General features: G+C 65.1%; 14 protein-coding genes and 2 tRNA genes. 8 read left to right on the top strand and 8 right to left on the bottom strand.

Annotation, left to right across the window (positions count from 1 at the left end):
• Positions 1-28: 28 nt before the first annotated feature.
• The 7 genes from J7I84_RS18080 to ilvD form a co-directional block, all read right to left on the bottom strand.
• Complete coding sequence (locus tag J7I84_RS18080; RefSeq protein WP_214945906.1) at positions 29-784, bottom strand: ABC transporter ATP-binding protein; 756 nt, start codon at positions 782-784, stop codon at positions 29-31.
• Positions 781-3,579 (bottom strand): FtsX-like permease family protein, encoded by a 2,799-nt coding sequence (locus tag J7I84_RS18085; RefSeq protein ID WP_214945907.1) that lies wholly within the window; start codon positions 3,577-3,579, stop codon positions 781-783. The genes J7I84_RS18080 and J7I84_RS18085 overlap by 4 nt, the downstream gene beginning before the upstream one ends.
• A gap of 213 nt (positions 3,580-3,792) precedes the next feature.
• Entirely contained in the window at positions 3,793-5,382 is a 1,590-nt protein-coding gene (gene serA / locus J7I84_RS18090; RefSeq protein ID WP_214945908.1) for a phosphoglycerate dehydrogenase, read from the bottom strand.
• A gap of 124 nt (positions 5,383-5,506) precedes the next feature.
• Positions 5,507-6,532, bottom strand: a complete 1,026-nt coding sequence (gene ilvC, locus J7I84_RS18095; RefSeq protein WP_214945909.1) for a ketol-acid reductoisomerase — start codon at positions 6,530-6,532, stop codon at positions 5,507-5,509.
• A gap of 84 nt (positions 6,533-6,616) precedes the next feature.
• On the bottom strand, positions 6,617-7,129 hold the full coding sequence (gene ilvN / locus J7I84_RS18100) for an acetolactate synthase small subunit (protein ID WP_043453275.1): 513 nt from the start codon (positions 7,127-7,129) through the stop codon (positions 6,617-6,619).
• A gap of 2 nt (positions 7,130-7,131) precedes the next feature.
• Positions 7,132-9,039, bottom strand: a complete 1,908-nt coding sequence (locus J7I84_RS18105; protein ID WP_214945910.1) for an acetolactate synthase large subunit — start codon at positions 9,037-9,039, stop codon at positions 7,132-7,134.
• Positions 9,040-9,424: 385 nt separating this feature from the next.
• Positions 9,425-11,143, bottom strand: coding sequence for a dihydroxy-acid dehydratase (gene ilvD, locus J7I84_RS18110; RefSeq protein ID WP_214945911.1), 1,719 nt, complete (start codon positions 11,141-11,143; stop codon positions 9,425-9,427).
• Between the two features lie 252 nt (positions 11,144-11,395).
• On the opposite strand from ilvD, the gene J7I84_RS18115 reads away from it, so the two are divergent.
• The 3 genes from J7I84_RS18115 (at position 11,396) to J7I84_RS18125 (ending at position 13,713) form a co-directional block, all read left to right on the top strand.
• The gene (locus tag J7I84_RS18115) at positions 11,396-12,400 is read left to right on the top strand and encodes a hypothetical protein (protein WP_214945912.1); all 1,005 of its coding nucleotides are present in this window, start codon (positions 11,396-11,398) and stop codon (positions 12,398-12,400) included.
• Positions 12,354-13,523, top strand: coding sequence for a PQQ-dependent sugar dehydrogenase (locus J7I84_RS18120; protein WP_396020083.1), 1,170 nt, complete (start codon positions 12,354-12,356; stop codon positions 13,521-13,523). Before J7I84_RS18115 ends, J7I84_RS18120 begins: the two co-directional genes overlap by 47 nt.
• A gap of 114 nt (positions 13,524-13,637) precedes the next feature.
• Positions 13,638-13,713 (top strand) — tRNA-Lys (locus tag J7I84_RS18125).
• Between the two features lie 291 nt (positions 13,714-14,004).
• Here J7I84_RS18125 and J7I84_RS18130 read toward each other — a convergent pair.
• On the bottom strand, positions 14,005-14,463 hold the full coding sequence (locus tag J7I84_RS18130; protein WP_214945937.1) for a MarR family winged helix-turn-helix transcriptional regulator: 459 nt from the start codon (positions 14,461-14,463) through the stop codon (positions 14,005-14,007).
• 96 nt (positions 14,464-14,559) lie between these two features.
• On the opposite strand from J7I84_RS18130, the gene bcp reads away from it, so the two are divergent.
• From bcp to J7I84_RS18155, 5 genes are all read left to right on the top strand, one after another.
• The gene (gene bcp / locus J7I84_RS18135) at positions 14,560-15,033 is read left to right on the top strand and encodes a thioredoxin-dependent thiol peroxidase (RefSeq protein WP_214945914.1); all 474 of its coding nucleotides are present in this window, start codon (positions 14,560-14,562) and stop codon (positions 15,031-15,033) included.
• A gap of 97 nt (positions 15,034-15,130) precedes the next feature.
• Positions 15,131-15,212, top strand: a tRNA-Leu gene (locus J7I84_RS18140).
• Positions 15,213-15,444: 232 nt separating this feature from the next.
• Positions 15,445-16,149 (top strand): fasciclin domain-containing protein, encoded by a 705-nt coding sequence (locus tag J7I84_RS18145; protein WP_214945915.1) that lies wholly within the window; start codon positions 15,445-15,447, stop codon positions 16,147-16,149.
• A gap of 162 nt (positions 16,150-16,311) precedes the next feature.
• Positions 16,312-17,979: an ABC transporter substrate-binding protein gene (locus J7I84_RS18150; RefSeq protein WP_396020084.1), complete on the top strand. Its 1,668-nt coding sequence runs from the start codon at positions 16,312-16,314 to the stop codon at positions 17,977-17,979.
• A 79-nt stretch (positions 17,980-18,058) separates the two neighbouring features.
• The gene (locus J7I84_RS18155; RefSeq protein ID WP_214945916.1) at positions 18,059-19,561 is read left to right on the top strand and encodes a malate:quinone oxidoreductase; all 1,503 of its coding nucleotides are present in this window, start codon (positions 18,059-18,061) and stop codon (positions 19,559-19,561) included.
• The last annotated feature ends 15 nt before the right edge of the window (positions 19,562-19,576 follow it).

The following is a 19,576-nucleotide window of genomic DNA, read 5'->3' on the forward strand; positions in this document are numbered from 1 at the left end:
GGTTACCTTCGGTGCGTAAGGGGGCGGGTTAGATCAGTTCTGTCAGGGTATCGCTCAGCCGGACCAGTTCGTGGTCGTGCGAGGCCACCAGGACCGCGATCCCGTCAGAGGTGGTGTCCTTCAGGATGCTGATGATGCGGTTGGCGGATGCGCGGTCCAGGCTGGCGGTGGGCTCATCCACCACCAGGACCCTGGTGCCCAGGATCAGTGCGCGGGCGATCGCCACACGCTGCCGTTCACCACCGGAGAGCTGGGCGGGACGGTGCCGCATGCGGCGGCCCAGGCCCACCAGGTCCAGCAGGTCCTTGGCCATGTCCCGCCGTTGCTCCACTTCGCCGTCCGGAACAGCGGGCAGGAGGACGTTCTCCAGGGCGCTCATGCCGTCGATCAAAGCGCCGCCCTGGTCGACGTACCCGATCAAGGCACGACGGCGGTCGGCGATTTCGTCGTCGCCCATGCTTTCGAGGGAATCACCTTCCCAGAACACGCGCCCCGAGGTGGGCAGGGTGAGTCCCGCGCCGACCGTCAGGATGCTTGTCTTGCCGGAACCGCTTCGGCCGGCAACGCAGTGCATCTCGCCGGCGTGCAGGGTCAGGTCAAAGCCCTCCACTACGCTCACGGCCTCGGCGCCGCCCTTTCCGCCGCCGTAGCGGATGGTGATGTCGCGCATCTCCAGTGGGGTGGCGTGGTCGGCCGACTTAACGAGTGTGTTGGCCCGGGTCTGCAGGGGGACCTCGTTGGAGCCGCTCCTGCGGCTGCGCTGGACGTTCGTCGGGTTTGTCATTGGACCACTTTCGTTGCAATCGGTATCCAGCAAATTACAGCCACCAGGCCGGCCACGGCAGCCCAGATGGCCGCGTAGGGAGCCAGCAGCAGGCCGATGCCAAGGGCGCCCAGCACGCCCAGCGGCAGGGCCACGGTTCCCACCAGGGCGTTTTCAAACAACCGGACCTGGCGGAGCATGTCTGGGTTCCAGCCCATGGCCTGGAGGATGCCCAGGTACTGCCGCTTGGCGTTGAGCTCGAATCGTCCCGTCACCAGGGTGAGCACCAGCCCCACGGCCACGCCGGCAAGCGCCAGCAGGATGCTTGGCAGCGTCACGCTGGCTGCGGCCAAACCGCTGAGGGCACTTGCACCCGCTGCGCGCGGAATGTCGATCAGCAGGGCGATCAGGCCACCCACGGCGGCACCGAAGACGCCCACCGCGACGGCCAGCGACAAGGTGTTGAACTTGTTGGTGCTCAGCTGGCGGTTGGCGAAGGTCAGTGGGGAATCGACCGGAATGAGGCGTTCATCGTGCTGTGGCTCCTGGTCGATCTCGTCGCGGTGGCGGAGTTGCCGGGCGGCAAACAGAGCCGCACCGCAGTACAGCACCAGGACTGCCGCGCACACCAGTGCCGTGGCAAGGCTCCAGCTCAGCAGGCTCAGCACGATGCCCGCGGCGGCAAGGAGCACGGCCCCGACGCCGAATTCCTCAAGCACCCAGCTGCGGATCCGCCGCTGGGTCCAGCCCATGGCCCGTAGGGTTCCGGCCTCACTCCGGCGTTTGCGGATGTAGCTCACGGTAGAGGCGCCCGTGAGCAGGGCTGCTCCGCACAGGGTGAGGAAAAGCAGGGTGATGTTGGTGCCGGAAAGGGCGCCGGTCACGGCCTCGGCAGCGTTCTGCCGGACCCATGACTGTTTGACCGTGCCGAGCGCCGATTCCTTGCCGGCTCCATCCTTGGAGTAGCCGGGCACGAAAATGCTGGTGTCCTCACGGGCCGAACCGGCCACGACGGTGGCGTCCAGGCCCATGTCCCGGATTTCGGCGGCGAGCTTTTCCACCTCGGGCTGGGCATCCTTCCAGCTGCCCGGTGCCTTGGCGCGGACGCGGACGGCATCGATGACTGCGGCGTTCTGCTTATAGCCGCGTGCGGCGGCCAGGCCGTAATAGTCCGTGATGGCACCGGCGGACTGGCCGGCCAGCCCGGTGGCGCTCAGCGAAGGCTTCAGGTCTGCTGCCGGAACGTCCTTGCCGGAGGCGTCCTTGGTCAGGGTGAACGGCGTGGGGTCGTACCCGCCCAGCGGAAGCTTGTTGACGTCGCCGGAGGCTGCCTCCACCGCGGCGGGGTCGAACGTGCCGTAGACCATTGGCAGCGGCGTTGCCGCCTGCTGCTGGCCGGTGGGCAGGTTGTCCCGGTACGACCGCTCATCCACGGGATCACGCTGGGTCTGGTCGACAGGTGCGCCGTTGGCGGCCTTGTCCGGCAGGCGGTTGACGGTAACCCATTCGCCGGGCACAGCCGTCTTATCAACGGCGCCGTTGGAGGCCGTGCCGCCGTCCGTGTACTTGGGGGCGCCTGCGAAGGCAGTGCTCCACTTGGCCGGCGAGTAGAGGCCCGGGTTGAAGTTGCCGTTGCTGCCCAGCAGGGACGAGTGGTCGGTGGATCCCGGCCAGGACAAAGTGAAAGGGTCCTTTGAAACGAAGGGCAGGTAATCCTTGCCCAGGGACTTCGAAACGGTGCCGACGTCCTTGACTACCTTGCCGGCGTCGTCGATCTCTTCGATCTTGACGTTGTACTTCAGGTCCAGTGACGTGCCGGAACGGACGATCAGCGGAACGGCCTGTGAGCCGCTGGTCAGCTGGCCGTTGCGCTTGGCCTGCTGGTACTGGGTCATCAAGGGCGCCCAGTACTTGAGCTTGACGCCCAGGAAGTCCGGTCCTTCCTGAAGCTGGTCCATGCTGATGCCCTTGGTGAAAAGCCCTTCCAGGTAGCGGCCCACCGCGCCGGCGTCACGCGCGTCAGCGGGCGGCGCCTTTTCCAGCGGAGCCAGGAAGTCGCCGGCCGAGCCCAGCAGTGCCCTTTCAGCGGCAGGGTCAACAGCCACCACGGATTCTGTGACCTCAGGGGCAGGCGGCAGTGCCACGGAGAGGTTGAAGAGGTTGTGCTCTGAGCCGCCGGCCGGAGCGGGGAACTTAATGCCGGTCTCCCCTGCCGGGGCAGCGATGCGGATGCTGCTGCCGCCCGGGGCCTTCTCCTCCACGAGCCGGGCTTTGCCCAGGGTGCCCTCGGCCGTGGTCTTGAAGAGGGTCTGCTCGGAGTTTCCGTCGGAGCTGACCGCGCTGGCGGTGAGCCGGTACTTCTTGGCGGTATCGGTCAGCACGGACTCAGCCGCGGGCCATTTGTCCGGGGCGGTTGCGCCCGCCGCCTGGTCCGCCGTTGCCGTGCCGGCCAAGCCAGCGTTGTAGCCGAGGTAGTCCATGGCGTCCAGGCGGGGCGTCTCGAGGTTCTGGGTGACGCGGGAGACCAGGCTGATGGGGGCGGCCACGGAGGTGCCGGGCAGCTTCTTGATGGAGTCCAGCTGGTCGAAACCGATGCCGCCCGCGCCGTTGGCGATCTCAGGCTGCAGCAGTGCCCCGGAAGGCGCCTTGGCCTGGACCAGGATGTCGTAGAGCCCCCTCGAGTTTTCATCAACCGTCCGGTTGAGCGCAGCCTGTGACTGACTTTGGACAAGGACCGACAAGCACATGGCTGCGATCAGAATGGCCGCGGTCAACAGCAGCACCCTGCTTCTGATGAACCTCTGGACGGCGTTCATGGAACTCCCTGAAACCTGGATTGCGTGCGCACAACTATGTCCGCCCGGCGTTGACATGGACTTGGGCGGACGGATGTGCAAAAGGTATTGGCCGGCCTGCCGGGCGGGTCCTGAGACGGGACCACACCATTTAAGCAGACCGGCCAATCATACGTGGCCGCGCCGGGACGCGCCGAGCGGACGCCGGTTCTACGGCGTTTCCCCGCGGGAGTTCTAGTCCTCCAGGTCCACTTCACGGACCATTTCAGCGCCAATGCCGGCCTTGATGGCATCCAGCACCTGCTGGGGTACGGAGCTGTCGATGGTCAAGAGCGCAAGGACCTGGCCGCCCTCGTTGGAACGGGCCACCTGCATGCCGGCGATGTTGATGTTGTTCATGCCCAGGATGTGGCCGATGGTACCGATCACGCCGGGACGGTCGGTGTAGGCAACCACCACCAGGTGCTCGCTGATGGGGATCTCGACTTCGAAGCCGTTGATGCCCACAAGCTTCTCGATTTGCTTGGGTCCCGTCAGGGTGCCTGCCACGGAGATCTGGCTGCCGTCGCTGAGGGCGCCGCGCAGCGTAAGGACGTTGCGGTAGGACTCAGTCTCCGGCGTGGTGATGAGGCGGACGTTGATGCCCCGTTGTTCGGCGATCACCGGAGCGTTGACGTAGGAAACCTGTTCGGTCACGACGTCGGCGAAAATGCCCTTGAGTGCCGCCAGTTCCAGCACCTTGACGTCGAGGGAGGAGATCTCACCGGCCACCTCGACATCGAACTGGGTCAGGGAGTCGTGGGTCAGCGCGGTGAAGATGCGGCCCAGCTTCTCGATGAGCGGGATGCCGGGACGGACGTCCGGGGCGATGACGCCGCCGGCGACGTTGACGGCGTCCGGTACCAGTTCGCCAGCGAGGGCCAGTCGGACGGACTTGGCTACGGAAACGCCGGCCTTTTCCTGGGCTTCATCGGTGGAGGCGCCCAGGTGCGGGGTCACCACGACGTTGTCGAGCTTGAAGAACGGCAGGTCCGTGCTGGGCTCCTTGGCGAAGACGTCCACGCCGGCCCCGGCGATCTCACCGTCCTGGAGGGCGGTGAAGAGGGCTTCCTCGTCCACCAGGCCGCCGCGGGCCACGTTCACTACATACGCGGTCTTCTTCATCTTCCTGAAGGCGTCTGTGCCCAGCATCCCCACGGTCTCGGGTGTCTTGGGCATGTGGATGGTGATGAAATCGGACTGGGCCAGGAGCTCGTCCAAGGTGACCAGCTGCACGCCCAGCTGCGCGGCACGGGCCGAGGTGACGTAGGGGTCGTAGGCCAGGATCTTGGTGTCGAATCCCTTGAGCCGGGCCGCGACCAGGGCACCGATGCGGCCCAGGCCGATGATGCCGATTTTCTTTTCGAACAGCTCGATGCCGGTGTACTTGGAGCGCTTCCATTCGCCGTCCTTGAGGGCCGCGCTGGCCTGCGGGATGTGGCGGGCAAGGCTGAGGATGTGGCCCACGGTGAGTTCGGCGGCGGACACAATGTTGGACGTGGGGGCGTTGACCACCATGACGCCGGCCTGGGTGGCGGCCTTGATGTCCACGTTGTCCAGGCCCACGCCGGCGCGGGCAATGACCTTGAGGTTCTTGGCCGCGGCGATGGCTTCGGCGTCCACCTGGGTGGCGGAGCGGACCAGGATGGCGTCTACGTCACTGATTGCCGAGAGCAGCTGGGAACGGTCGGCGCCGTCGGTCTGGCGGATTTCAAAGTCCGGGCCAAGGGCCTCGACGGTGGCGGGGGAAAGTTCTTCGGCGAGCAGTACTACGGGTTTTGACACGGCTGATCCTCTGCGTTGCAGTCCTGGGGATGGAACAAGTCTAGGCCGACGGAAAGGCCGGGCTCACATTGTTAAGCGTGAACCCGGCCTCACTGTTGGCGTCTATGTGGTTGCGTTGGCAGCCTTAGCGGGCTGCAGAGCCTTCCACGTAGTCAACGTCCTGCTGCTGCCAGGAGAACAGGGAGCGCAGCTCGCGGCCAACGGCCTCAATGGGGTGCTGCTCTGCCTTGGCGCGCAGTTCCTTGAACTCCACGCCGCCGTTGTCCTGGTCCTCGATGAAGCGCTTGGCGAAGGCTCCGGACTGGATGTCGGCGAGGACGGCCTTCATGTTTTCCTTCACCTCGGGGGTGATGACGCGCGGGCCCGAGACGTAGTCGCCGTACTCTGCGGTATCGGAAACGCTCCAGCGCTGCTTGGCGATGCCGCCTTCCCACATGAGGTCAACGATCAGCTTGAGCTCGTGCAGCACCTCGAAGTAGGCGATCTGCGGCTGGTAGCCAGCCTCGGTCAGGGTCTCGAAGCCGTACTGGATGAGCTGGGAGACACCACCGCACAGGACGGACTGCTCGCCGAACAGGTCGGTTTCGGTTTCCTCGGTAAAGGTTGTCTTGATGACGCCTGCGCGGGTGCCGCCGATGGCCTTGGCGTAGGACTTGGCCAGCTCCCAGGCGTTGCCGGAAGCGTCCTGCTCCACGGCGATGATGTCGGGGATGCCGCGGCCGGCTTCGAACTCGCGGCGGACGGTGTGGCCGGGAGCCTTCGGTGCCACCAGGATGACGTCCACGCCTTCCGGTGCCTGGATGTAGCCGAAGCGGATGTTGAAGCCGTGGGCGAAGGCCAGGGCCTTGCCGGGGGTCAGCTTGTCCTTGATGGAGTCGTTGTAGATCGCGCGCTGGTGCTGGTCCGGCGCCAGGATCATGATGACGTCGGCCCATTCGGCGGCGTCGGCAACGTTCTTGACCGTGAAGCCTGCATCCTCGGCCTTGGCGGTCGACTTGGAGCCTTCCTTCAGGGCGATGACGACCTCGACGCCGGAATCGCGCAGGTTGAGCGCGTGGGCGTGGCCCTGGGAACCGTAGCCAACGATGGCAACCTTGCGGCCCTGGATGATCGAGAGATCGGCGTCGTCGTCGTAGAACATTTCAGTCACTTGCGTAACTCCTCTTGAGTGGTTGTAAAAAGTGGTCTTGCGGTGCTGCGGTTACGGGCGCGTGGTCCCGCCTGGGCGCAATGCCTAGGCGGAGCGGAGCGCCCGGTCACTCATGGAGCGGGATCCCCGTCCAACGGCCAGGGTGCCGGACTGCACAATTTCGCGGATGCCGAAGGGCTCCAGCACTGAGAGCAGGGCTGTGAGCTTTTCGGGGTGGCCGGTGGCTTCAATGACGACGGAGTCGGTAGAGACGTCGACCACTGAAGCGCGGAACAGGTCTGCAGCTTGGGTTACCTGCAGGCGTGTTGCGGCATCCGCACGTACCTTGACCAGGATGTGGTCGCGCTGTACGGAAGATTCGGGGGTGAGCTCAACGATCTTGATGACGTTGACCAGTTTGTTGAGCTGCTTGGTGACCTGCTCGATGAGGTCGCCGTCGGCGTCGACCACTACCGTCATGCGGGACACACCCGGCACTTCAGTGGGGCCAACGGCGAGGGAGTTGATGTTGAAGGCGCGGCGGGCGAAGAGGCTGGCCACGCGGGTCAGGACGCCGGGCTTGTCCTCAACCAGGACGGAAAGTGTGTGGCGGCTCATGCTCAGTCTTCCTCTTCCCATTCCGGGGTCATGTTGCGGGCAACCTGGATCTGGTCATTGCTCACGCCGGCGGGCACCATTGGCCACACCATGGAGTTGGGGCTCACCACGAAGTCGATAACCACGGGGCGGTCGTTGATCTCGAGGGCCTTCTGGATGGTCGCATCAATGTCTTCGTCGCGTTCGCAGCGGAACGACGCGCAGCCGTAGGCCTCCCCCAGCTTGACAAAATCCGGGATGCGGACGGTGTCATGGCCGGTGTTGAGGTCCGTATTGGAGTAGCGGCCCTCGTAGAAGAGGGTCTGCCACTGCCGCACCATGCCCAGCGAGGAGTTGTTGATGACAGCTACCTTGATGGGGATCTTGTTGATGGCGCAGGTAGCCAGCTCCTGGTTGGTCATCTGGAAGCAGCCGTCACCGTCGATGGCCCAGACCACGCGGTCCGGCTCGCCCACCTTGGCGCCCATGGCGGCCGGAACGGCGTAACCCATGGTGCCGGCGCCGCCCGAGTTCAGCCAGGCGTGCGGGCGCTCGTACTTGATGAACTGCGCAGCCCACATCTGGTGCTGGCCCACGCCTGCCACGTAAATGCCTTCGGGGCCGGTGAGGGCGCCAATCCGCTGGATGACCTTCTGCGGGGCGATGAGGCCGTCGTCCGGTTCCGTCCAGCCCAGCTGGTACGTTTCCTTGAGATTGTTCAGGAACGCCCACCAGGTGGTGAGGTCGGGGCTGCCCGACGCCTCGAACTGGCTCCGCACGGCCTCGGTCAGGTCCGGGATGATCTCCTTGACGGATCCGACGATGGGCACATCAGCGGTGCGGTTCTTGGAAATTTCAGCCGGATCGATATCGGCATGGATGACCTTTGCATTGGGTGCGAAGGTCTTCAGGACGCCGGTGACGCGGTCATCGAAACGGGCGCCGAGGGTGATCAGCAGGTCGGATTGCTGAAGGGCAGTGACGGCTGAAACGGTGCCGTGCATGCCGGGCATGCCCACGTGCTGCGGGTGGGAATCGGGGAAGGCGCCCTTGGCCATGAGGGTGGTGACCACTGGCGCCCCGGTGGCTTCGGCGAGGGCGAGCAGTTCGGCCGAGGCATGGGCCTTGACCACACCGCCGCCCACATACAGGACAGGCTTGGTGGAAGCGGCAATGAGTTTCGCCGCCTCGCGCACCTGCTTGTTGTGGCCGCGGGTGACCGGCCGGTAGCCCGGCAGGTCGATCTTGGGCGGCCAGGAGAACGTCATCTGGCCCACTTGGGCGTCCTTGGCAACATCCACCAGCACCGGGCCGGGACGGCCGGTGGAGGCAAGGTGGAAGGCCTCGGCCATGACGTGCGGGATGTCATTGGGGTCGGTCACCAGGAAAGAGTGCTTGGTGATGGGCATGGTGATGCCCACGATGTCGGCTTCCTGGAAAGCGTCGGTGCCGATCACGCCGCTGGATACCTGGCCGGTGATGGCCACCAGGGGCACGGAGTCCATGTGGGCATCCATGATGGCGGTAACGAGGTTGGTGGCACCTGGGCCCGAGGTGGCGATGCAGACGCCCACCCGCCCGGTGACCATGGCGTAGCCTTGCGCGGCGTGGCCGGCTCCCTGTTCGTGACGGACCAGCACGTGGTTCATGGTGGAGGCCATCAAGGGGTCGTAGGTGGGCAGGATCGCGCCACCAGGCAAACCGAAAATGTCGTCGACGCCGAGTTCTTCGAGCGAGCGGACGATCGCTTGCGAGCCGGTCATCACCGTCGGGGGTACGACGTTGTTCGGCCCAAGGACAGGAGAGACGGCAGCAAGGTCAGCGACGACAGCGGCATGGTCAGCCGTCCGGTCGGCGCGTTCCGGAGCCTTGGGGGCTCCAGCGGACTTGGTGGCCATCAGCGAGGGGCTGATGGGCGATCCTTTGCTCATCGGACTCTTCCTTGTGGATCTTCTCTGGTTGTGGAACTGGTTCAAACGGTGGGAAATAAAAAAACCCCTCGGCCTGGCGGCTTCGTGAGGGGTTTGCGCGTGACGGTTCGTTACCAGGGGCTAATGTGCCACGCGCTTGGTAAGGACGACGACGACGGTGCCGGCGGTAACGGAAGTCATGCGTTCAGTTTTCCCTCTTGGCAAGATGGGTGTCAACGAGCAACAACCCAATCTCACCATGTGGACCCCATTGTCCACTAACTGATCGATCCCGTCAGCACAGGACCCTTACCTCAGCGACGCACCCATGCCCGGAAGGGCTTAATAAGGCTGATGCCGAGGGGCCCCGTCGTACGGCGCCCAGCGCCGCACGACGGGGAAGGCATTAGCCGGTGTAGGCGCCCTGGCTTGCGCTGTGCACCAGCTTTGCGTACTTGGCGAGCACGCCCTTGGTGTACCTGGCGGGGAGGGGCTTCCAGCCCACCTTGCGGGCCTCGAGTTCCGCTTCGTCCACCAGGAGGTCGAAGGTGCGGGCGGCGATGTCCACCCGAATCCTGTCTCCGTCCTGCACGAAGGCGATGGGACCGCCGTCGACAGCTTCCGGTGCAACGTGGCCGATGCACAGCCCTGTAGTGCCACCGGAGAACCGGCCGTCGGTGAGGAGCAGGACGTCCTTGCCCAGGCCGGCACCTTTGATGGCGCCGGTGATCGCGAGCATTTCCCGCATGCCGGGTCCGCCCTTGGGGCCTTCGTAGCGGATGACCACGACGTCGCCGGCATGGATCCGGCCGTTGTCCAGCGCGTCCAGCGCGCCTTGCTCGCGCTCGAAGACGCGGGCGGTGCCTTCAAAGACATCGGCGTCGAAGCCGGCACTCTTGACGACCGCGCCCTCGGGAGCCATCGAGCCGTGCAGGATGGTGATGCCGCCGGTCTTGTGGATGGGGTTGTCCAGCGCGCGCAGGATCTTGCCGTCAACGTCCGGCGGGTTGATCGCTGCCAGGTTCTCGGCGACGGTCTTGCCGGTGACGGTGAGGCAGTCGCCGTGCAGCAGGCCGGCGTCGAGCAGTGCCTTCATGATGACCGGCACCCCGCCGATCCTGTCGACGTCGGTCATGACGTAGCGGCCGAATGGCTTGAGGTCGCCCAGGTGCGGGATCTTGTCGCCGATGCGGTTGAAGTCGTCCAGGGTCAGTTCCACCTCGGCTTCGCGGGCAATCGCCAGCAGGTGCAGGACGGCATTGGTGGAGCCGCCGAAGGCCATGGTGACGGCGATGGCGTTCTCGAAGGCCTTCTTGGTCATGATGTCCCGGGCCGTGATGCCCAGGCGCAGCAGGTTGACGACGGCTTCGCCGGACTTGCGGGCGAATTCATCACGACGGCGGTCTGCCGACGGCGGGGCGGCAGAGCCCGGCAGGGACATGCCCAGGGCCTCCCCGATGCAGGCCATGGTGTTGGCCGTGTACATGCCGCCGCAGGCGCCTTCGCCCGGGCAGATGGCCTTTTCGATGCGGGTCAGGTCTTCCATGCTCATCTTGCCGGCGGCGCAGGCACCAACTGCCTCGAAGGCGTCGATCAGGGTGACTTCCTTTTCGGAGCCGTCCTCCAGCTTGACCCAGCCCGGCATGATGGAACCGGCGTAAAGGAACACGCTGGCCAAGTCCAGGCGGGCGGCTGCCATGAGCATGCCGGGCAGGGACTTGTCGCAGCCGGCCAGGAGCACGGAGCCGTCAATCCGCTCCGCCTGCATGACAGTCTCAACGGAGTCGGCGATGACTTCGCGGGAGACCAGGGAAAAGTGCATGCCCTCGTGGCCCATGGAGATGCCGTCGGAGACTGAAATGGTGCCGAACTGCATGGGGAAACCGCCGCCCGCATGCACGCCCTCCTTGGCGCCCTGCGCCAGCCGGTTGAGCGAAAGGTTGCAGGGGGTGATCTCATTCCAGGAGCTCGCCACGCCCACCTGGGGCTTGGCGAAGTCGTCATCCCCCATGCCAACGGCACGGAACATGCCACGTGCAGGGGCTGCGTGGATCCCGTCGGTTACGACGCGGCTGCGCGGCTTGATGTCAGGCTTGGTATCGGTTGCGCTCCGGCTGTCACTCATGGGGAAAGTCTAGGGCTCGAACAGTGGCTGAACGACCGCCGGCGCCCGGTTTTGGGGAAAATACCGAAAGTAGGTGCCAAATAATGGACGTTCATCTCATATATTGAGACACGCTGGGTCGTGAACCTGGGTGCGACCGGGCCAGCTTTCCATCACGCCCTCTCCCGCGCCCCACGGCATCTATGGACAGCAGTGGGGACCCGACGTAGCGTCGGGGACAGGACACCCGCCACCCGTACCGAAGGGCCTCAAATGGACATTGTCTTCTGGATCATCCTCGTAGTCGTCATTGCCGTCATCGTCTGGTGGCTGCTTAAACGCAACAAGTCCGCCAATTCGCCGGGCGGAACGTCAGCCGGCGCAAGGACCGACGGAACCCGTGCCGATGGAGCCCTTGAAGGGGGGAGTGCCGCCGCGTCGGCGGCGGCTGCGGGGACCACCGGCATCCCAACAGCAGCTGGTTTCGGGAAGGCCGCCGAGCCTGCCCCGCCAGTCACGGCCGAGGAGCCGGCCGAGTCGTCCGCCTCTTCCGCTCCCCCGGCACGTCCCTCTGCTCCCGCGCCTACCGAGCCGGCGGACGAGGCAGCTGGCCACGGCGTTTCCGGCACAGCCACTTCGCCCCAGGACAACACCGTAGACGAGGCTGCCGGCCAGGGTGAATGGGAAACCCAGTGGTCCGAGGCCGGAGCCGGGCCCCGGTCCGGCTCCTCGGTTACCGGGGCGGCCGCAGCTCCCCCGCAGATGGCGGCCCAGTCCGGCGCGGGCGCCGATGCGCCCTCCGGTCAGGCAATCCCCGCTGCATCCCAGCCCGTCCACCATGACGAATACACGGCACCCCACGCCCCCACGCTTCCCGGCGCAGAAACGGCCGCCGTGGAGGGAGTGGACGACGGCGGTACGGCAGCTGGCGGGCTCGCCGGCAGCCAGGCGCCCCAGCGCCGGGCGGACAACCCAGGATCAGTGAACCAGCACCAGCCATCCGGGCAGGGACAGGACTTCGCCCAGGAACAGACCACAGCTGCCCCCGAGCCGGCCGGGCACCTGGCAGCCGATGAGCCGTACGGCGCAGGTTCGGCTGCGGCAGGCCCCGATGGCAGCGGACCTTCGGACTACACCGTCAAGGGTGATGCCGCAGCAATGGTCTACTACGAAGAAGGTCATCCCGACTATGAGCAGACCCGGGCGGAAGTCTGGTTTGAATCCGCCGCGCATGCGGAGGCTGCGGGCTTCCGCGCTCCACGGCGCAAACGGCTCTAGCAGCAGGAAGGCCCGCCATGTTGCGGCCGTCCTTCCTTGCCTGGCGTTGTGCCTGGCGCTGGCCGCCTGCACTGGCACCTTGGGGCCTCCTGCGCCCATCACAAGCCCTGCCGGCGGCGAGACGTCGCCAGGAGCCGCCGTCGCAGTCCCTGCGCCCACCCTTCCGCCGCCCACGGTGCAGGAGCGGTTGGAGTTGCAGCTGGACACGCCCTGGGCGGCGGTATTCCTTCCGGAGGGCACGGCCATCATTTCCGAGCGCGGGACCGCACTGTTGAAGGCTGTCCGAAACGGCAAGGCCACAATCCTCGGGAAAGTCCCGGAGGTGGCCCCCGCCGGAGAGGGTGGGCTGTTGGGCCTGGCGCTCTCGCCGCATTTTGACGCTGACCGGTTCCTCTATGCCTACACCACTACGCGGGAGGACAACCGGGTGGTCAGGCTTACCGTCGATGCCAACGCGGACGGTTCACTGACGCTGGGCCAGCCACAGACCGTGTTTTCAGGAATCCCAAAAGCAAACACCCATAACGGGGGCAGGATCCGGTTTGGCCCGGACGGTTTCCTGTACGTGGGCACCGGCGACGCCCAGCGCCGCGAGCAGCCCCAGGACCCCAAAGCCCTGGGCGGGAAGATCCTTCGGCTCAGTGCGGACGGCAGACCCGCGCCCGGCAACCCCTTCGGAAACGCCGTCTACAGCCTTGGCCACCGGAACGTCCAGGGCCTGGCATGGGACGAATCCGGCCGGTTGTGGGCCAGTGAGTTCGGCCCCGACGTGGACGACGAGCTGAACCTGATCCTGCCCGGTGCCAACTACGGCTGGCCGGACGTCACCGGGGCGCCGCACCGCCCCGGCTTCCAGGATGCAAAAGCCGTATGGCCCTCGACCAGCGAGTCGTCCCCCAGCGGGCTGGAAATCCTCGGCGGAATTGCCTACCTCGGTGCGCTTCGGGGCGAAAGGCTCTGGGCTGTACCGCTGCATGGAACGGAAGCCGGCAGTCCTGTGGCCTATTTCACAGGCAAGTATGGCCGGATCCGGGACGTAATTCGGACCCCCAGCGGAGGCTTGTGGCTGCTGACGAACAACCAAAACCCTGATTTCGTGCTGGTTTTGCGGCTCTCTCCGTGAAGCGAATGCCTCCGCCAGAGCCGATTTCACTTGCACCGGAAGTTCGTGTAGAGTTTCATGTCGTTGCGGAGATCAACGGGAAAGAAATAGCCCGGGGATGAAAGCAAATAAGATGCACCTCTAGCTCAATTGGCAGAGCAATTGACTCTTAATCAATGGGTTCCGGGTTCAAGTCCCGGGGGGTGCACCACTGGGAAAACAGCCTCCGGTTTGTGGAAACACAAACCGGGGGCTGTTTTGTTTTGCCGGCCTGCATCATCAATTGCCCACCTTCGCAAAGCTCAGGCCGGGCCCCCATCATCGGTTGCTCCGTAACTGCCGTTTTCGGGACCCAAGAGGGCAGCTACGCAGCAATGGATGGTGGTGGAGGGGCTGGACGGAGAGGTTCGGCGGCTGACCGTCCAGCCGGGCACAAAAAAGCGCGGCACCGGCTTTGCAAGCCAGGGCCACGCTTTCCTTATACGGTCTGTAGCGCCGACGGCTACTTGGCGACCTTGTCCATGAGGGCTCCGGCGTTGCTGGGCGTGGTGGAAAACTGGCTGGCCAGTTCCCGGACCACAGCCTTGAGTTCCTGCCGCAGCAGTTCGGGGTCTATCGAGGCAGAGGCCAGGACGGAGCGCTCCATCTCCACGGCCTGGGCAACGGCTTCCTTGCCCTGCTCGGTCAGCGACACCACGTGGCTCCTGCGGTCCGAGGTGCTGCGGACACGCGCAATGTGGCCGTGGGACTCAAGCCGGCTGAGCGTCTTGCCCATGGTCTGGGCCTGCACGCGGACGTACTGGGCAAGCTGGGCCTGGGTCATGGGCCCTTGCGCGGCAAGGACTTCGATGGCGATAACACCGGCATGCGTGAGTCCGATGGCGCCGAGTTTTTCATTCCAGGAGTGCTCAACGAGTCGCGCAGCAGTGGACAGAAGGCGCCCTGTGGGCCAGTGATCCATATCAGGCATAGCAGCAAGTATAGCCAAATGCCGATTAGCACTCGCTCCACCTGCTTACTAGGCTGTTGTGTCCCGCCCGCAACAAGGAGAAAAACAATGGTTGAAAGACTCATTACCGGGGACAATGCGCCCGCTTTCACCCTGCAGGATTCCACCGGCAAGGACGTCAGCCTGGCTCCCCGGCCCGGCCGCTCCACCATCGTCTACTTCTACCCGGCGGCCTCCACTCCGGGCTGCACCAAGGAAGCCTGTGATTTCCGGGACAGCCTTGCCTCGCTGCAGGCCTCCGGTTACGACGTCCTTGGCATTTCCCCCGATCCCGTCGAAAAACTGGCAAAGTTCGCCTCCAACGAGTCGCTGACCTTCCCGCTGCTCTCAGACGCGGACCATGCCGTGGCCGAGGCCTACGGCGCCTGGGGCGAAAAGAAGAACTACGGCAAGACCTATGAAGGCCTGATCCGATCGACCGTCGTGGTGGGCCCTGACGGCAAGGTGGCGCTTGCGCAGTACAACGTCCGGGCCACCGGCCACGTGGCCAAACTCCGGCGAGACCTCAACCTGGACGCCTGACCCGGCCCGCAGCTGCCGGGGACCTTGCCCGGCGCAACGCTACAATGGACACTGGCATCCGCCGTCGAACGTTTTCGCGTTCACGCCAGGAAGCCGCGCGCGAGTGGTGAAATTGGCAGACACGCAGGATTTAGGTTCCTGTGCCTTCGGGCGTGGGGGTTCAAGTCCCCCCTTGCGCACAGGGAATCCCCCGGCTCCGGCCGGGGGATTCTTGCGTTAACCAATGCGGCAACCCTGCTGCCGCATTGGTGCGACGAACCGAGAAACTCCAAAGATCCACCCATCCGCCGCTGCCCACCGGCCGAATAGCCATTGAGACACCGGCCAAGGGCAGGTGCCCACCCCAAGGCAGGCTGCACGCCCCGAACACACCGTCCGTCGGCGGCAGGCAAACGATCCAAGGAGAACCCAATGCAGACCTTCAAGCGCACAACTTTCACCGTCGCAGGCGTTGCAGCGGCGGCACTGCTCAGCCTCACGGCATGTGGCGGTTCCGGCAGCACCTCCGGCTCCACGGCGTCGTCGGCGCCGATGTCATCGGCCCCCAGCTCCAGCATGGCATCGCCGTCGAGCTCCAGCATGGCGTCCCCGTCCGCGAGCTCCCCGGCAGCAGGCATGGCCCCGGCCGCCAACCTGGTTGGACCCGGCTGCGCGGCCTACGCCAAGCAGGTTCCCACTGGCGCAGGTTCGGTGGAGGGCATGGCGCTGGACCCCGTGGCCGTCGCAGCCTCGAACAACCCCATCCTGACCACGCTTACCGCGGCGGTTTCCGGCAAGCTGAACCCCAAGGTCAACCTGGTTGACACGCTCAACGGCGGCGAGTTCACGGTCTTCGCACCAGTCGATGACGCCTTCAAGAAGGTCGACGCCGCCACCATCGACACCTTGAAGACGGACGATGCACTGCTGAGCAAGATCCTGACCTACCACGTGGTTCCCGGCCAGATCACCCCCGACAAGATCGCCGGGACGCACGCCACGGTTGAGGGCGGCTCCGTCACTGTGACCGGCAGCGGCGACACCCTCAAGGTGGACAACGCCAACGTCATCTGCGGCGGCGTCAAGACCAAGAACGCAACGGTCTACCTGATCGACTCAGTCCTCATGCCCAAGTAAGCACTCTCCCCCGCCCCGACACAGGGCCGGGTCCGCCGGCAACCCGGCGGACCCGGCCCTGGCGCGTCACGCGCTTACTGGGGCGGGCCGCAGGCGCTGTCCCCTAGACTGGATCCCGGCCCGCAAGCGGCGGAGCCGGCAGCATCCAGAGGTGATTAACGAGTGCCCAGCAGTACATCGCGGCGGACGGTCATCAAGGCCGGCGCCGTCCTCATGGCGCTGGGCGTGACGTCGTGCACTGGCATGCCGGCCCCCTCCCCCACGTCCGGGCCGTCCACCTCCACGCCGACGGAGCCTGAGGCCACGTTCAGTTTCGGCACCGCCGCCCAGCCCCTGGGACTGGACCCTGCATTGTCGAATGACGTGGAGTCCCAGCGCATCACCCGGCAGATCCTGGAAGGCCTGGTGGGGGTGGACCAGACCACCGGCAAGCCCACCCCGCTGCTGGCGACGGAATGGAGCGACTCCAACGAAGGCCGGACCTACACCTTCAAACTCCGGACCGGGGTTACATTCCAGGACGGCACCCCGTTTAATGCTGACGCCGTCTGCACCAACTTCAACCGTTGGTTCGCGTTTCCTCCGGAGCTTCGGAAGCAGGCGCCGGGCAGCTCCTTCAAGGGCGTGTTCAAGGCATATTCCGACGAGCCCGGATTATCGATTTTCAAGAGTTGCACGGCGCTGGCGCCGGACACGGTACAGATAGACCTCACCCAGCGGTTCACGGCCTTCCTCCAGGCACTGACCCTCCCAGCCTTCGCCATCGCATCCCCTGCAGCCCTCGCCGCGGGGAGAGCGGACATCCTGGACCAGAACCGGGGCGGTCAGGCGATGTCCGCGTTCGCCACGAACCCTGTCGGCACCGGCCCCTTCACCCTTGCCGCGTGGGGCACCGACAACGTCACGCTGGCCAGCAACAAGACATATTGGGGCGACCGGGGCCAGATCGCCACCATCAATTTCCTGGCTTACAACCACCCCCAAACCCGCCTCCAGGCATTGCTGGACGGCACGATCGACGGCTACGACGCCGTGACCGTGGGGAATTTCGACCAGCTGGTCAAGCGTGGCAAGCAGATCGTGCAACGCGACCCGTTCTCGGTGATGTACGTGGGCCTGAACCAGGACATCCCGGTCCTCCAGAACCAGAAGATCCGGCAGGCGGTGGAGCTCGCGATCGACAAGGAAACGCTGATCCGGAAGTTCTTCATCGACAACACTGCCAAGGCCACGCAGTTTGTCCCGCCCAAGATCAGCGGCTTCAACAATGAGGCGCCGGAACTCGGCCATGATCCGGCGAAGGCCAAGGATTACCTGAAGGAAGGCGGATACGCGGGCGAGGAGCTGAAGTTCTACTACCCCATGAATGTCACCCGGCCCTACCTGCCCACCCCGGAAAAGGTCTATGCCGAGCTCAGCCGACAGCTCACCGCCGTCGGGTTCAACATCAAGCCCGTTCCCGTTGACTGGTCGGACGGCTACCTGCAAAAGGTCCAGTCCACCGGCGACCATGCGCTCCATATCCTTGGCTGGAACGGCTCCTACTCCGACGCCGACAACTTCGTAGGCCCCCTCTTTGGGGAGAAAAACGGCGAATTCGGGTACCAGGATCCGCAGGTCTTTTCGAAGATCAACCGGGCGCGGGGACTGCCTGACGGCAAGGAGCGGGATGAGCTTTATCACACCATCAACGCCCAGATCGCGGCCACGGTGCCAGCTGTTCCCATCGCCTTCCCGATCTCCGCACTGGCCTTGTCGGACCGCGTGCTGAGCTACCCCGCATCACCGGTCTTAAATGAAGTTTTCACCAAGGTACAGCTAAAGCCTTGACGGGCCGGGCCAATTTCAGTATGCGGGCTGCCCGGGGATATTCTGTGACAGCCAGAGCCGCTGCAATCGGAGACTGATCGTGACCTTCATTTCCAAGACCCCACACGCCGACGTTGTCCTGATAGGCGGCGGCATCATGAGCGCCACGCTGGGGGCATTCCTCAAGCAGCTGGAGCCGGACTGGACCATCTCCCTGTTCGAACGCCTGGACCAGCCCGGGCTCGAAAGCTCGGATCCCTGGAACAACGCAGGAACGGGCCACGCCGCCCTCTGCGAACTCAACTACTCCCCCGCAGCCAAAGACGGCTCGGTCAGCCCCGCCAAGGCACTGCTCATCAACGAACAGTTCCAGCTCTCCCGCCAGTTCTGGTCCCACCTGGTGGACAACAGCCTCATCGGTTCGCCCAAGGGCTTCATCAACACCGTCCCGCACATGAGCTTCGTGATCGGCGAGGACCACACCCGGTTCCTGAAGACCCGGTACGAGGCGCTCAAGCCGCACCCCCTGTTCCGCAGCATGGAATACTCCGAAGACCACGCCCAGATCGCCAAGTGGGCACCACTGATCGTCAAGGGCCGCGACCCGCAGCAGCGCATTGCCGCCACCCGTGCCGCCGAGGGCACCGACGTCGACTTCGGCGCCCTGACCCGCGAGCTGACCACCTACCTCGGGAACAACGGCGTCGAAATCAACTATGGCCACGACGTCACCGGGATCACCCGCGCGTCCGACGGCGGCTGGGACCTGACGCTGAAGTACCCCCGGTCCGGGGAACACGGCAAGATCCACGCCAAGTTCGTCTTTGTCGGCGCCGGCGGCGGGGCCCTGCACCTGCTCCAGGCATCCGGCATTCCGGAAAGCAAAGGCTACGGCGGATTCCCGGTCTCCGGCCAGTTCTTCCGCTGCACTGATGAGACTATCGCCGCACAGCACAGCGCCAAGGTGTACGGCCAGGCTTCGGTGGGCGCCCCGCCCATGTCGGTCCCGCACCTGGACACCCGTTACGTCAACGGGAAGCGTTCCCTCCTGTTCGGCCCGTACGCGGGTTTCTCCACCAACTTCCTGAAGAACGGCTCCTACCTGGACCTGCCCCTGTCCATCCGCCCGGGCAACATCATCCCGATGCTGGCCGTGGCCAAGGACAACATGGACCTCACCGCCTACCTGGTGAAGGAAGTGGTCAAGCGGCACGACCAGAAGGTGGAGGCGCTGCGCGAGTACTACCCCGAGGCAAAGGGCAGGGATTGGGAACTCATCACCGCCGGCCAGCGTGTACAGATCATCAAGAAAGACCCGCAGAAGGGCGGCATCCTTCAGTTTGGCACGGAAGTGATTGCCGGCCGTGACGGCTCCATCGGTGCGCTCCTGGGCGCTTCGCCGGGGGCGTCGACCGCTGTCCCCATCATGATCGAGCTGCTCCAGAAGACGTTCCCCAAGAACTTCAAGGGCTGGCAGTCCAAGCTCCAGGACATGATGCCCGGCTACGGGGTGAAGCTGGATGAGAATCCGGACCTCGCCGCCGAGCTGGAGCGGGCAACGGCCAAGTCCCTCCAGCTGGAGAGTGTTTCCGCCAGCCACTGACCCTGCCGGGGCCAG

This window comes from Arthrobacter sp. ISL-85 (genome assembly GCF_018613675.1).
Taxonomy (GTDB): domain Bacteria; phylum Actinomycetota; class Actinomycetes; order Actinomycetales; family Micrococcaceae; genus Arthrobacter.